The 13,563-nt window shown below is 63.7% G+C and carries 8 protein-coding genes; 5 read left to right on the top strand and 3 right to left on the bottom strand.

What is annotated here, in order from left to right; genetic code table 11:
• Positions 1-44: 44 nt before the first annotated feature.
• Both Pan44_RS07490 and Pan44_RS07485 read left to right on the top strand, forming a co-directional pair.
• A complete protein-coding gene (locus tag Pan44_RS07490) occupies positions 45-596 on the top strand; it encodes a sigma-70 family RNA polymerase sigma factor (protein WP_145028773.1) in 552 nt (183 codons plus the stop codon).
• Positions 593-2,701, top strand: coding sequence for a DUF1549 domain-containing protein (locus tag Pan44_RS07485; RefSeq protein WP_197453921.1), 2,109 nt, complete (start codon positions 593-595; stop codon positions 2,699-2,701). The genes Pan44_RS07490 and Pan44_RS07485 overlap by 4 nt, the downstream gene beginning before the upstream one ends.
• A gap of 27 nt (positions 2,702-2,728) precedes the next feature.
• Here Pan44_RS07485 and Pan44_RS07480 read toward each other — a convergent pair whose 3' ends face one another.
• A complete protein-coding gene (locus tag Pan44_RS07480; RefSeq protein WP_145028769.1) occupies positions 2,729-3,286 on the bottom strand; it encodes a hypothetical protein in 558 nt (185 codons plus the stop codon).
• Positions 3,287-3,529: 243 nt separating this feature from the next.
• Here Pan44_RS07480 and Pan44_RS07475 point away from each other — a divergent pair, with 243 nt between their 5' ends.
• From Pan44_RS07475 to Pan44_RS07465, 3 genes are all read left to right on the top strand, one after another.
• Entirely contained in the window at positions 3,530-5,893 is a 2,364-nt protein-coding gene (locus Pan44_RS07475; RefSeq protein WP_145028767.1) for an ABC transporter permease, read from the top strand.
• On the top strand, positions 5,890-6,762 hold the full coding sequence (locus Pan44_RS07470; protein WP_145028764.1) for a homocysteine S-methyltransferase family protein: 873 nt from the start codon (positions 5,890-5,892) through the stop codon (positions 6,760-6,762). Before Pan44_RS07475 ends, Pan44_RS07470 begins: the two co-directional genes overlap by 4 nt.
• A 352-nt stretch (positions 6,763-7,114) precedes the next feature.
• Positions 7,115-11,209, top strand: a complete 4,095-nt coding sequence (locus Pan44_RS07465; RefSeq protein ID WP_145028762.1) for a beta strand repeat-containing protein — start codon at positions 7,115-7,117, stop codon at positions 11,207-11,209.
• A 150-nt stretch (positions 11,210-11,359) separates the two neighbouring features.
• On the opposite strand, the gene Pan44_RS07460 is transcribed toward Pan44_RS07465, so the two are convergent.
• Both Pan44_RS07460 and Pan44_RS07455 read right to left on the bottom strand, forming a co-directional pair.
• Positions 11,360-12,772 (bottom strand): outer membrane beta-barrel protein, encoded by a 1,413-nt coding sequence (locus Pan44_RS07460; protein ID WP_145028760.1) that lies wholly within the window; start codon positions 12,770-12,772, stop codon positions 11,360-11,362.
• Positions 12,773-13,081: 309 nt separating this feature from the next.
• A complete protein-coding gene (locus Pan44_RS07455) occupies positions 13,082-13,507 on the bottom strand; it encodes a secondary thiamine-phosphate synthase enzyme YjbQ (protein ID WP_145028758.1) in 426 nt (141 codons plus the stop codon).
• Positions 13,508-13,563 lie beyond the last annotated feature (56 nt).

The raw sequence follows: 13,563 nt of genomic DNA, 5'->3' as shown, positions 1-13,563 counted from the left end.
GGCCGGTGCAACGGCCGGGCTTTGAAGCACCACGGCTGCACGACGTGTCACAATCGGTGGAAAACGACGAGAAGCCGACGGCTCCCAGCGAGGAGTTTATTCACCTGTTCACGCGCCACCAGAGGCAGTTATATCTGCTGATTCTGGCGCAGCTGGGCAGACTGCAGGAGGCTGAGGAAGCGCTGCAGGAAACGAACGTGGTGATTCTGTCGAAGCATCACCAGTTCGTGCCGGGGACGAATTTTTTCGCCTGGGCGGCGCAGGTGGCCCATTACGAGGTGCTGAAGTCGCGGCAGCGACGGCAGCGCGACCGGCTGCGGTTCAGTGATGAGTTCGTCGATGCCGTGGCGTCGGAAGTGGAGTCGCAGGTCAACGACCTCGACCTGCGTCGCGAAGCCCTGCAGGATTGCCTCGGCAAGCTGCGGGAGAAGGATCGCGAATTGATCCGGAAACGGTATCAGCCTGGGGCGAGCGGTCGGGACGAAGCCGAGAACCTGGGCCGACCCGCGAATTCGCTGTACCAGTCGATCGGACGAATCCGAAGAAGCCTGTACGAATGCATTCGACGCCGGATGGCGTCAGAGAGTTACACGTGAAGCCCGAGCTGCGAGATCGCCTGTTCCCTCTTCTGGAGGCGCTCTGTGAAGAGCGTCTCAACGAGGGGGAAGCTGCGCAGCTGGAGGCGCTGATCCTAAGCAACGCCGACGCGCGGCGGATGTTCGTGGAATACCTGTCGCTCCACGGCCTGTTGTACTGGGACGCCGTCCCGGATGCAGGCTCGGTCGACATCGAGTCGATCATTCCCTCGGCGGCGCGGCCACGTGTTGCCGAGCCGAGTGTTGTCGGGCCGAGTGTCGGCGGGATGACGGACAGTGGTCCCCTGGCGGGCATGAAACCTCGCCGTCTTTCGGCCGCGGTTCGGGCGGGTCTTTCGACCGTTGCGGCGCTGCTCGTACTTGCGGCGGCGTTTTTCGTCAGTCGCGGCGGCAATCCACCGGCGCCGGCCGAAAAGGATCTCGTCCAGGAGACGCCGCGGAAGAGCACCGTCGACGAGACGCCGCTTCCGAAGATCGAGCTGCCTTCCCGGCGCCAGGAGGACACGCGTCCGGCCGGCGAGGCTGTTGCGACTGCAACGCCGGACACGACACTTCCGGAGACCGATGCGGACGTCGTTGCGACGCTGGACCGGCTGCTGGAAACGTCGTGGAGCGAGGGGGGCGTCTCGCCGTCCGCCGTCGCCGAAGACGGAGAATGGCTGCGGCGCGTATCGCTTGACCTGTGTGGGCGGATTCCTGAACTGACGGAAATCGAGCAGTTCACGGCGGACCAGTCGCCCAACAAGCGAGCGCGGGTGGTCGATCGGCTGTTGAATGATCCGGCCTATGCGAGGCACTTCGGCACGGTCTGGACGAACCTGCTGGTGGGGCGGAGCCCGAAACGTCAGATCGACCGGGAAGGGCTTTCCAAGTTCCTGCGCGAGCAGTTCTGGAACGGTCGCCCGTGGTCGGAAACGGTGACGGAACTCGTTTCGGCCGAGGGCTCGGCCCAGGAGAACGGTGCGGCCAATTACCTGCTGGCACATCTCAATAACCAGGCGGTGCCGGCGACGGCGATCACAGCCCGGCTGTTCCTGTGTCAGCAGGTGCAGTGCGCCCAATGCCATATTCACCCGATCGTGAAGGATTGGGGACAGGAACAGTTCTGGCAGTTGAACGCGTTTTTCCAGGGGACGAAGCTGGTCGAGAAGACCAGGCAACTCGATGACGGCCGGCGCATCACGACGAAGGAACTCGTCAACCAGCCGGCGGCCGGTCCGATCTACTTCGAGACGCTGAACGGCGTGATGCGGGTGGCGTATCCGACGTTCGACGGGAAGGAGATTCCGCCTGCGGAGTCGACCCATCGCCGGAACGAACTGGCGAAGCTGATGAGCGAAGGAGACCGTCCGCAGCTGGCGGCGGCTTTCGTGAATCGCCTGTGGGCACAGCTGTTCGGCCGGGGATTCACGACTCCGCTCGACGACATGGGGCCGCATAATCCGCCCACGCATCCCGAGGTTCTGGAGCTGCTGACCCGCGAGTTCGTGAAGTCGGACTACGACGTTCGGCAGCTGCTGCGGTGGATGTGTGCGTCGAAGCTGTACCAGCTATCAAGCCGGGCGACGGCGGAGAACGAGGTGGACGATCCTGAGAACGGATCGCTGCCGATGTTCACGCGGATGTATGTCAAGCCGCTTTCGGCCGAGCAGCTGTTCGATTCGCTCCTCGTCGCGACGAATGCGGACCGGACGGCGGCGATGGCGGGGGACGCGGAGAAGCGCCGCGAGACCTGGCTGGGGCAGTTCTATACGGCGCTGGACAACGACGAGAACACGGAACAGACGACGTTCGACGGATCTCTGCCGCAGGCGCTGGTGATGATGAACGGCGACCTGGTGAAAGAGGCGGTGAGCGGCCGGCCGGGGACGTTTCTGAGCAAGGTGGAAGCGTCGCCGTTGTCGGACGGGGAGAAACTGGAGCGGCTGTCGATGGCGATTCTGGCGCGCAAGCCGACGCCGATCGAGCAGCGGGTGTTCGAAGAATCGGCCCGCGGCGGTTCGCGGGGCGCCCGGGTGGCGGCGTCTGGAACGCAATCGACAGAGCGTCTGCAGGACGCCTGCTGGGCGTACCTGAACTCGACGGAATTCGTCGTCAACCGTTAGTCGCCCCGGCGGCGGCGGGGTTCATTCTCAGTTGATGTACTGCCGGGCCTGCAGCGTGGGCTCGCCGGTGAGCGGGTCGAGCTGGTCGATCTCGAACAGTCTCCATTTGCCGTCGGCTTCCTGTTCCCAGGAGCCCATCCAGCGGGTCGGCTGTCGGGCCATGCGGGCGACGCCGCTGTAGACCACGTCGGCCGAGAGGCGGAAGTGGACGCGGGCGCGGAGGACATCTTCACCGGAGATCTCGGCGTTCACGTCGGTGACGCGGATGTTTTCGATCTTCACCTTTTCCACCGCCCTTTCGGCGAGGCGCTGCAGCTCGGGAGAGCGGCCTGAGATCGCTTCCGTCACGGCGGCGCTATCCTGCTTCTCGAAATCGCGGATCAGGTTGTGGAGGCTGGCGGTGACCTGCTCGCGCGGGGTGACGATCCGCTGCTCGACGACGATCGCGACGATCGCGGCCGGGATGCAGGCGAGGGCGACCATCAGGAAGATCGGTCGTCGGCGATCCCACCAGATGACTCCCGCGAGGGCTGCCACGGAGCCGATGGCCACCAGCGTTGGCCAGAGAGTATCGCCATACCACATCGTGATTCTCGTTTCCTTCCACTGGGCGTCTGTGAGCGACGTGCTCGCCCATTTCTACGCTCCGTTTCCGTGGTCGCGTGGCGCAATCTGCGGGCGACCGGTTCGATTTGCGAGTCTTGCAGAACGCCCTGTTCGTTGCGAGCAGAGGGGGCGGCCACTGGCGAAGCGTGGAATCTCCCGGGGGGATGCCGGATACTTGGAGTGATCCGGCCGTGACGGCCGGCATGAGGATGTTGCGGTTCCATGAAGGCTCTCGATCGGAAGCTGCTCCGCAACCTGTGGCAGATGCGCGGGCAGGCGATCGCGATCGCGGCGGTAATGGGCTGCGGGGTGGCGGCGTTCGTGATGGCGCTGTCGACTTTGCGGTCGCTCGAATCGACGCGGGCGGCGTACTACGAGCGGTATCGCTTCGCGGATGTGTTCGCACATGTCAAACGGGCGCCGCGCTCGCTGCAACCGCGGATGGAAGCGATCCGGGGGGTTGACCGGGTCCATCCCCGGATCGTCGCCGATGCGACTCTCGACATTGCGGGGATGACGGAGCCGGCGATCGCTCGGCTGATCTCGGTTCCCGATCACGACGTACCTCCCTTGTGCACGCTGCACCTGCGGCTGGGGAGAATGCCTGAGCCGGGGCGGAACAACGAAGTGCTGGCGGGAGAGGCGTTCGCGACGGCGCAGGGGCTGAAGCTTGGCGACGAAGTGCATGCGGTGATCAACGGGCGCAAACAGCCGCTGACGGTCGTCGGCATCGCCCTTTCTCCGGAGTACATCTTTTCGATCCGGGAGGGGGACATCCTTCCGGACGACAAGCATTTCGGCGTGTTCTGGATGTGCGAAACGGAGCTGGAAGCGGCCTACGACATGGACGGGGCGTGGAACGACGTGCTGTTTAAGCTGTCTCCCGATGCGTCGCTGCCGGCGGTGATGGCGGCGGTGGATGAACTGCTGGAACGGTACGGGGGGCTGGGGTGTTATGAGGCGGCCGACCAGATTTCGAACCGCTACATCTCGAGCGAGATCCAGCAGCTGGAGAAGATGTCGATCCTGGCGCCGTCGATTTTTCTCAGCGTGGCGGCGTTTCTTCTGAACGTGGTGATGTCGCGGGTGATTTCGACGCAGCGGGAAGAGATCGCCGCGCTAAAGGCGTTCGGATACACGAAATGGGAAGTGGGGGGCCACTTCCTGAAGCTGGTGCTGATGGTGACGACCGTGGGCGTGACGGGGGGCGTTCTGCTGGGGATCTGGCTGGGCAATGGGATGACCCAGATGTACACGAAGTTCTACCACTTCCCGCATTTCACGTTCGTGTTCGATCCGCGCGTGATCGGCTGGGCGCTGCTCATCAGCGGGGCGGCGGCCATCGCCGGGACGGTGGGAGCGGTTTACCAGGCGATCAGGCTGCCGCCGGCCGAGGCGATGCGGCCTGAGCCTCCGGCGCGCTACAAGAAGACGCTGCTGGAACGGATTGGCCTGCAGAGGCTGTTCTCGCCGACGGCGCGGATCGTGCTGCGGAATCTCGAGCGACGGATCGGAAAGGCGGCGATGTCGTGCACCGGGATCGCACTGGCGGTCTCGGTGCTGATCCTCGGGAATTTCACAGAGGATGCGATCAACTACATGATCGACATCGATTTCCGGCTGGCGCGCCGGCAGGACATGACGGTCACGCTGATCGAGCCGCGGTCGACGCGGGCGCTGACGGAACTGGCGCACCTTCCGGGCGTCGAGCGGGTGGACGCGTTCCGGCAGACGTTCGTGCGGTTTCGCAACCAGCAGCACTGGAAACGGGCGCTGCTGCTGGGGCTGCCGGACGACATCGAACTGTTCAAGGTGGTCGGGACCGACCGGCGCGACACGATCCTGCCGGACCAGGGGGTCATGCTGTCGCGCAAACTGGCGGAGATGCTCGACGTGAAGCCGGGCGAACTGGTCACGGCGGAAGTGCTGGAAGGGAAGCGGCCGACGTTGCGGATTCCAGTCACGGGACTGGTGGAGGACCTGTCGGGGGTGTGGGGCTATATGCGGATCTCGGAGCTGAACCGGCTGCTCGAAGAAGGGACGATCGTTTCCGGGGCGTACCTGGCGGTCGATACGAAGTACAAGCCGGTGACGTATGCCCAGTTGAAGAACACGCCGCAGGTGGCCTCGGTGACGATCCGTGAGGCGATGGTCGAGAGCTTCCGGAACACGGTGGCCGAGAACCTGATGCGGATCAAGACGATGAACGTGATCTTCGCAGTGATCATCGCGTTCGGGGTGGTTTACAATACGGCCCGGATCTCGCTGGCCGAACGAAGCCGGGAACTGGCGACGCTGCGGGTGATCGGTTTCACCCGGGCGGAGATTTCGACGGTGCTGCTCGGGGAACTGGCGACGCTGACCATCGTGGCGATCCCGCTGGGGCTGTTGATCGGCACCGGGATGTCGGCCGCGGTGGCCGCCCAGCTCGATACGGACATGTTCCGCGTGCCGTTCGTGATCAGCCTGTCAACGTATTCGTTTGCGGTGCTCGTGGTTCTCGTGGCCTCGGTCGTCTCGTCGCTGCTGGTGCGGCGGCGGCTGGACGAACTCGATCTCATTGCCGTTTTGAAGACCCGCGAATGACCGCTTCCCTTGATGACCTGCTCAACGGAGGCCGCCCAGTGTTGCTGGATGGGGCGACCGGGACGGAACTCGAGCGGCGGGGATTTGCGCTGGAAGGGGCTGGCTGGTCGGCACGGGCGATCGACGATGCGCCGGAGCTGCTCGAGGCGATCCACAAGGATTACGTGAAGGCTGGCGCGCAGATCGTGACGGCGAACACGTTCCGGCTGCACCGTCGGAACCTGGGGGACTGGGGGAAGGGAGACGAGCAGAGGAGACTGGTCGAGAAGGCGATCGTTCTGGCGCGGCGGGCAGGTCCGGCGCTGGTCGCCGGCTCACTGGCTCCGATTGGTGATTGCTACTCGCCGGAGGACGTTCCGCGGCTGGAGGCGCTGGCCGACGAGCACTGGCAGTTGGCGCACGAGATCGCGCGGAGCGGGGCGGATCTGATCCTGATCGAGACGATGGTTGCGGGTTGCGAAGCGGAAGCGGCCTGCCAGGCGGCCGGTCGAACGGGTCTGCCTTTCATCGTCAGCTTTGTGACGGGACCGGGGGGGCGCCTGCTGTCGGGGGAGCGTCTGGGTGATGTGCTGCCGACGGTGCTGGCGCTCAGGCCGGCTGCAGTTTCGGTGAACTGCGTGTCGTGCCGGAATGTTCCAGAGGCGGTGGTGGAACTGGCCTGCGGGGTCGGTGTCGTGCCGTTTGGAGTTTACGCGAACACCGGAGAACGGTCGGAAGATGGGAGTTGGCGTGTCACAACCGCTTCCCAACCGGCAGTTTACGCAGGACTTGCCGCGAGGTGGCTGGAGGCCGGGGCGCGTCTGATCGGGGGGTGTTGCGGGACGACTCCGGCTCATGTGAGTGCGATGCAAGCCCTGATTTCGCAATGATTTCGGTGATGCACAGTGCGCGGCTGTTCTGTGTGCCGCGGGAAGAAAAAGGGCTTCTGGAGGGGGGGCTGCGGGGTGTGAAGTGGTGACCTTCCATCTTTCCGGTCAGAAATCTTTCAAGTAGTTTCGCCGTCCACTTCCCTTAGCGTCCCCCCAAAGTCTCACGTCACGTCGTCAGGTTTTCCTTCGGCACCGGAGAGGCCGCGCATCGAGCGCGGTCGCTTGCTGGCCGTTGTGAGGCCTGATTCCGAAGTTTTCCTGACAGACGTTTTCCCGAACCCCCCGCCCGGGCCTTTTCCCGGGTCGTGCGTCGAATGATTCGGCGCATGGGCGGCGAAGACGAGGTGCATGGATGAACCGGTTGAACCTCTTGTCGCATCTGTTCGCCAACAGCCCACGCTGGCGTCGCGTCTCCATCTGGGGTGCGCTCCTGAGCACGGCGGCCGGCGCTACGGCGTTCGCCCAGCCGACACCGCCGACCGGCTCGCAACAGCCGGAGCAGGTGTTCGCCCAGGCGGCGGCTTCGGACGCGTTCGTGATGAACCAGCCTCCGAGCGGTTCCGTGGCGGACCGTGGGAGCTACAGTCGCGACATCGGGATCGGTGGAACGGGTTCACTGGCCCGGATGGGGCATATCGTCGGTGAGACGATCGGGCGGAAGCAATCGATCACGCATTTCGAGGTGATGCCGTACGCCTTCGTGGACAACACGATGTGGTATACGGACGGCCGGTTCTACGCGACGAACAACGGACACATCGGCGGAACGGGCGGTGTTGGCGTTCGCCAGTTCCTGCCGAACATCAACGCGATCATCGGCGCCGGCGCGTTCTATGACGCGGACGACACCCGGGCGAAGATGTTCACCCAGGCGGGGCTCTCGCTGGAGTACCTGAGCGAATACCTCGACGTGCGGACGAACCTGTACGCGAGCACGGGCCGCAAGTCGGCATTCCTGGGAACGACGTTCATCGAGGGATCGGAACATTTCGTCGACGATAACATCGCGTTCAACACGAGGACGCGTCGCGCCGCTGCGACGGACGGCCTGGACCTGACGGTGACGGTCCCGGTTCCGGGTGAGATGGCGCAGTCGATCAACCTGGAAGCGTCGGCGGGCGGATATCACTTCGTCGCCAACGATTTCGACCTGGAAGACGCGACCGGCTACCGTCTTCGGCTGGACGGCGACTTCCTGGCGAGCCGCCTGCATTCGTTCCTGGAATTCACGAGCGACAAGGCGTTCAACAACAACCTGATTGTCGGCGCCGATCTCAACTACTACCACGACGTCCAGCGTCGGCCGCGGATCGGCCACAACCAGTTCAACCGCATGGCGGAATGGGTGCGGCGGAACTACAACGTCGCGGCAATCGAGGACTCGGTCGTCAATCCGGACGAACTGGCGATCAACCCGATCACGGGACTTCCGTACGTCGTTCTGCACGTGCGGAACATCGTTCCGGCTGATCCGGACTTCCCGAACTATCCGGCTCCGGGCGGGGACGGATCGATCGACACGCCGTACCAGTTCATCGACGAAGCGCAGATCGATCCGCGCGATGCGGACATCATCTTTGTGCACTCCGGCAGCGTGTTCGTGAACATGCCGGTGATCATCGAGGACAACCAGCAGATCCTGGGCGAAGGGGTCGATCACCCGATCGCGGTGGCGAACCCGATTGCGAACAACGGCTTCATCCTGATGCCCGATGCGACGGGCGGCACGGTGTTGCCGGAACTGCAGGATACGGTCGGCAATGCCGTGACGCTGGCGAACAACAGCGTGTTCGCAGGCTTCAACATCGTCAACACCAACGGGACGGCGATCTTCGGCAGCGGCATCAACAGCAGCGAGATCCGGGACGTCGGAATCGACGGAACGAACGGTCTCGGTTCACACGGTCTGCACCTGGAGAACACGACGGGCAGCATCCGTGTCGAACAGGTGACGACGACGGGTGTCGAAGGGACCGACCTGTTCCTCGACGGCGGGAACTCGACGGTCAACTGGTTTGGCGGTCAGTTGAACAACACCGCGGGCCGGGCGGTGGTCATCCAGAACCAGACCGGTGGCACGATCAACCTTGCGGGCGACAACGCGACGTCGCCCGCGCTGGGCTTCGGCGGTCTGACGATCACGGACAATGGCGGCGACGGCATCCTGATCAGCAATACCAGCGCGGCGACGGTGTTCGGTCGGTCTTCGGACACGCCGTCGTCATCGGCCGGGGTGTCGTTGACCAATTCGACGACGACCGGCGTGCAGATCGTGGACCTGCTCCAGGCCGGTTCCGTGTCGTTCCTGCATGGTCTGGAGATCACGGACGCCGCGGACATCGCGCTGGACATCCAGAATGCCCAGGGAGACGTGTTCTTCGCGGACGACGTCAACGTGGCGAACGACCTGCTGATCCTCGGCCGAGGGGCCAACAGCGCGATTTCGCTCAACCAGATCGGGGCGCAATCGCAGATTTCGTTCCTTGGTGACGTGACGATCGGGGCCGTGGTTCCGGGCGCGGCAATCGAAGATCCCGCGATCAACTTCTTCAATGGCTCGACAGGGATTGTCCGGTTCGATGGAGACATTTCCATCGGACAGCTTGGCCGCAACAACGAGTCGGTGGCGGCGAACGGCACGGCGATCAACATCGGCGACATCAACGGCATCCAGGTGAACGGCGTGGGTGCGCAGTTCATCGCGAACGGGAACGTGACGATCGAGCAGAACAATCTGGGGCCGGCGATCCTGGTCGCGAACGACGCCACGGCGGTCACGTTCGGCCTGCAGAGCGCCCCCGCCCAGGTGGTCATCAACCCTCTGACCGGCCAGTCGATCGTGCTGGAGAACAACTCGGGCCCGATCCGGTTCAACAGCTCGGTGCAGATCGGCGACAGCATCGACAACCAGATCAACATCGAGAACAACACCGGCACGATCGCGTTCGGTGCGGTGAACGTGACGGATGCGACGGCGACAGTGTTCACGCCGATCGTGAACGTGGAGAACAACACATCGGTGTCGTTCCAGTCGCTGAGCATCACGAACGAGGATTCGCTGTCGTTCCGCGGTTACAACAACGGAACGCTGTCGACCGGCGGCGGGACGATCATCAGCAGCGACGGCGCGGCGATCGACCTGGAGAACAACACCGAGCTGAACGCAACGTTCACGAGCGTGACGGCGACGGGGTACAACCCGTTCCCGTTCGGAATCCGGGTCGTCGACGACCAGACGATCGACGACGACACGGGCGACGTAATCACCAATCCGAGCACGGTCTTCCGCATCGTGGGCGGCGGGACGCGCGGATCGGGCGGCCTGATTTCCTCGGGCGACACGGATGTGCTGGGGGTCAACTCTCGCGGTGCGATCTTCCAGAACATCGACACGGTGGAGCTGAACTTCCAGGACTACACCGACAACGAAGGGATCGCGATCTTCTCGGAGAATACGGTCAACTTCACGTACAACGGCGGCATCGTCAGCAACAACAACCAGGAAGACACCGACGGCCTGACGGACGATCCGGACGGCTTCCACCAGATCCTGCTGCGGGTCAGCCAGGACAACACGGATGTCGACTCCTACGACTACACGATCAGCAACGCCCTGATCTCGGACAGCGCGCAGATCAGCACCAACGACGCGATGGTGCAGATCGAGACGGTGAGCGGTGCGGCCAACGACACGCGGCTGAACCTGAGCATTGTGGACAACCAGGACACGACGGCGCTGGTGCCGGGCTTCCGGGTGAACCGCGACGGCAACGAAGGTGCGGCGATCCGGGTCGACTGGAACGGCGCGATCACGGCGAACGTCGAACGGAACGGGTTCGAACTGATCTCGGGATCGGACAACCAGATCGGAGTGGACATCATCCAGGACGGGACGTCGTTCACGAACTTCATCCGGTTCAACCAGAACACGCTCGTCGCAACGGGCACGGGCGACGACGGTCTGACGGGCTTCCGCATGGACGTCGACGGTCCGACCGATCTGCAGATGCTCGACAACTCGGTGATCGACCAGCAGACGGGCGCCGTGACGCCCGGGTTTGTGTTCGCCGGGACGAATGCGACGGGCTTCGATCTGACGCTGCGTTCCGCCGGGAACACGATCGTGTTCGACGACAACTACCTGGACTTCAACAACGTCGGCGGAACGGGCCTGCTGTTCTCGCTGATCAACACGAGCGACGTGCGGATCGGCGACGACACGGGGACGTACACCAACTTCGGCAACCAGATCGACCTGACGGATACGGATGCGACGTTCGACCGCGGCATCATCTTCCTGACGACGTTCGGAACGGTGAACCTGTCGGGCACGCAGGACAACATCATCACGACGTTCCCGGGCGTCGGAAACGGAACGTTCATCCCGTTCCAGCCGCCGGGATCGAGCACGGGGCAGATCCTGATCAACGGGGTCCTGCAGCCGTAAGATCGCTTGCGTAGAAATGCCGAAAGCCCGAAGGATTTCTCCTTCGGGCTTTCGTGTTTTTCTGCGACAAAACCAGTGTCGGCGGACGGCCGATCATGCCTGGGCTGACATGGAGACGACGGCCGCCAAGCCGCGGTCCTGCACGTCAGCTCAGTACGTGACGACGGCGTCGATGCCGACGATCGACTCGTTCACGCCGATGCCGAGCGGATTGCGTCCACCGGCGGGCATGTTGTCTCCGGCGGCCGAGTAGTTGTAGCGGTACTCAGGACGGATCACGACGTTCGCATGCGGCTTGAAGTTCAGGCCGGCGGTGAACGAGTTGTAGGAGATCCCGTCGACCTTGGTCCATTCGTTCCGCATACCGACGCCGGTGCGATCCGTGACCTGGTACAGCAGGTAGTTGTAGGCGCTGATCGCGTGGAAGGTGTCTCCCGAAGGAGCACCGGCCGGATAGACGCCCTGGTTGGTCCGCACGTAATCGCTACCGATGACGCTGGTGAGGTCGTCGGTGATGTTGGTGGTGAGGAGGAGGGTCTGGGAGTAGCCGTCGCCGATCCAGCCGAGGTTTCCTGCGGTGCTGGTGTAGACGAAGCTCATGTTCTCCATGGGCGACACCTTGATACCGCCGTGCCAGGCCGTCGCGCCGTTGAATCGGTCGAAGCCTGAATCCCAGCCAGCGACCCAGCCGCCGTACAGTTCGACCTGGTCGTTGACGGTGTAGGTGGCGAGAGCACCGGTGTGGGTGAACGGCTCGATGTAGTTCATCGAGAGGGCGTGGCTGTAGAAGAAGTTACCGGTGGCGGCAACGACTTCGTAACCCTGCAGCGTGAAGAAGTGACCGATCTTCACGGACAGGTTTTCGTAAGCCACCTGGGCGTACGCCTGGGGAATGGCCCAGCCGTACTGCGCGCCGAAGTTGAAGTCGTCGGAGAAGTCGTAACGGCCGGGATCGTTACCGAACGCCTGGGTGTTCGGGCCGTCCTGACCGTAGACCGCGTCGATGCGTCCGCCGAAGCCGATGCCGTCGGAGCCGTCCGCGACCTTTTCGATGAAGAACCACTGCTGGTGCAGGTTGAACTTGTCGGGGCGCGTGTTGAAGGCGCCGTCGTTGTCATTGTGGTAGCCGACCTGGGTCCAGCCACCGACGGTGAAGCAGGGCTCTTCGCAATCCGTGTCCCAGAGGAGGCTGTTGATCGTGAATGGATCGCCGAGCTCTCCGGTGAACATGTCGCCGGCGCCGCTGCAGAGTCCGCCGACGCGTTCAGTGAATCCGCCGCCCTGGCCTTTGCAGGCTTCGCGCTGGGCTTTGGCGTTGCACTTTTCCTGGGCCTTCTGGGCCTTGGCGGCGTCCTTCTGAGCCTGCTTCCAGGCGCGTTCCTGCTGGCGGCACATCTTCCGCTGGTCGTCGACGAGCGTCAGCGACATTTCGCTGGAGTCGTCGGCGAACACGAGGTCTGCCCTGTCGGCCAGACGGATGTCGGCTGCGGCGAGTGGCGCCCAGCTCCACCCCATACTCACGCCTGCAGCAAGCAGGCAGGCCTTCCGTGAAAACTTCAGCATGATTTGGTTCCCTCCCTGGGACGCCGCGTCTCTCAGCCGTCCCTGGCTTTGCGAAATCGTGCTTCAGGCATTGGCCTTTCGACCTGCCTGGGAGTTTTGACGAGCGCCGAAACTCCCAAGCAGCTCCGCGCACGATGGCGGAGCGCCAAGCGAAACCCTTCGCTCAGAGGGAGAATTCGACCTGCGGCCCGCCGAATTTTGTGGAGAAATCGGGGCCCGTGCGCGGGCGGAACGACCGCTACAGACGGACCGCGAATGCGGCCGCTCGCGGCACTTCCTGCCGAACTTCAACGGTCAGTGAGACGGCGCTCATGCTGATTCGCCTTGCAGCGTGAGCATCAGCCTCCGCGAGCCCCCCCGGTTGCGATGCTCGCAGAGGTAGATCCCCTGCCAGGTTCCCAGGACCAGCCGGCCGTTGCGGACGGGGATCGTCAGCGAATTTCCCAGCAGCGACGCCTTGACGTGGGCGGGCATGTCGTCCGGCCCCTCGCAGGTGTGCTGATAGGGGAATTGCTCGGGGGCGATGGCGTTGAACGACGCTTCGAGGTCGACCGGGACATCGGGGTCGGCATTCTCGTTGATGGACAGCGATGCGGACGTGTGCAGGATGAACACGTGCAGAAGGCCGGCCTTCACGGAAGGCAGCTCGGGAATCGCGCGGACGACGCGGTCGGTGATGAGATGAAAGCCTCGCGGCATCGCCGGGAGCGGGAGTTCGTGCTGATGCCAGGCCATGTGTCTCGCCGCCCTCTGAATCGCTTCGGAACCGGTCCTCAGAAAGTCCAATTTAA

This window comes from Caulifigura coniformis (assembly GCF_007745175.1).
Taxonomy (GTDB): domain Bacteria; phylum Planctomycetota; class Planctomycetia; order Planctomycetales; family Planctomycetaceae; genus Caulifigura; species Caulifigura coniformis.
The sequence above is the reverse complement of the archived record's forward strand: the minus strand, read 5'-3'. Positions and strand labels throughout refer to the sequence as shown.

Bases quoted from the DNA above. Each gene is read 5' to 3' on its own strand.
- Pan44_RS07480 (WP_145028769.1), bottom strand. From the start codon at position 3,286: ATGTGGTATGGCGATACTCTCTGGCCAACGCTGGTGGCCATCGGCTCC.
- Pan44_RS07475 (WP_145028767.1), top strand. From the start codon at position 3,530: ATGAAGGCTCTCGATCGGAAGCTGCTCCGCAACCTGTGGCAGATGCGC.
- Pan44_RS07470 (WP_145028764.1), top strand. From the start codon at position 5,890: ATGACCGCTTCCCTTGATGACCTGCTCAACGGAGGCCGCCCAGTGTTG.
- Pan44_RS07465 (WP_145028762.1), top strand. From the start codon at position 7,115: ATGAACCGGTTGAACCTCTTGTCGCATCTGTTCGCCAACAGCCCACGC.
- Pan44_RS07460 (WP_145028760.1), bottom strand. From the start codon at position 12,772: ATGCTGAAGTTTTCACGGAAGGCCTGCCTGCTTGCTGCAGGCGTGAGT.
- Pan44_RS07455 (WP_145028758.1), bottom strand. From the start codon at position 13,507: ATGGCCTGGCATCAGCACGAACTCCCGCTCCCGGCGATGCCGCGAGGC.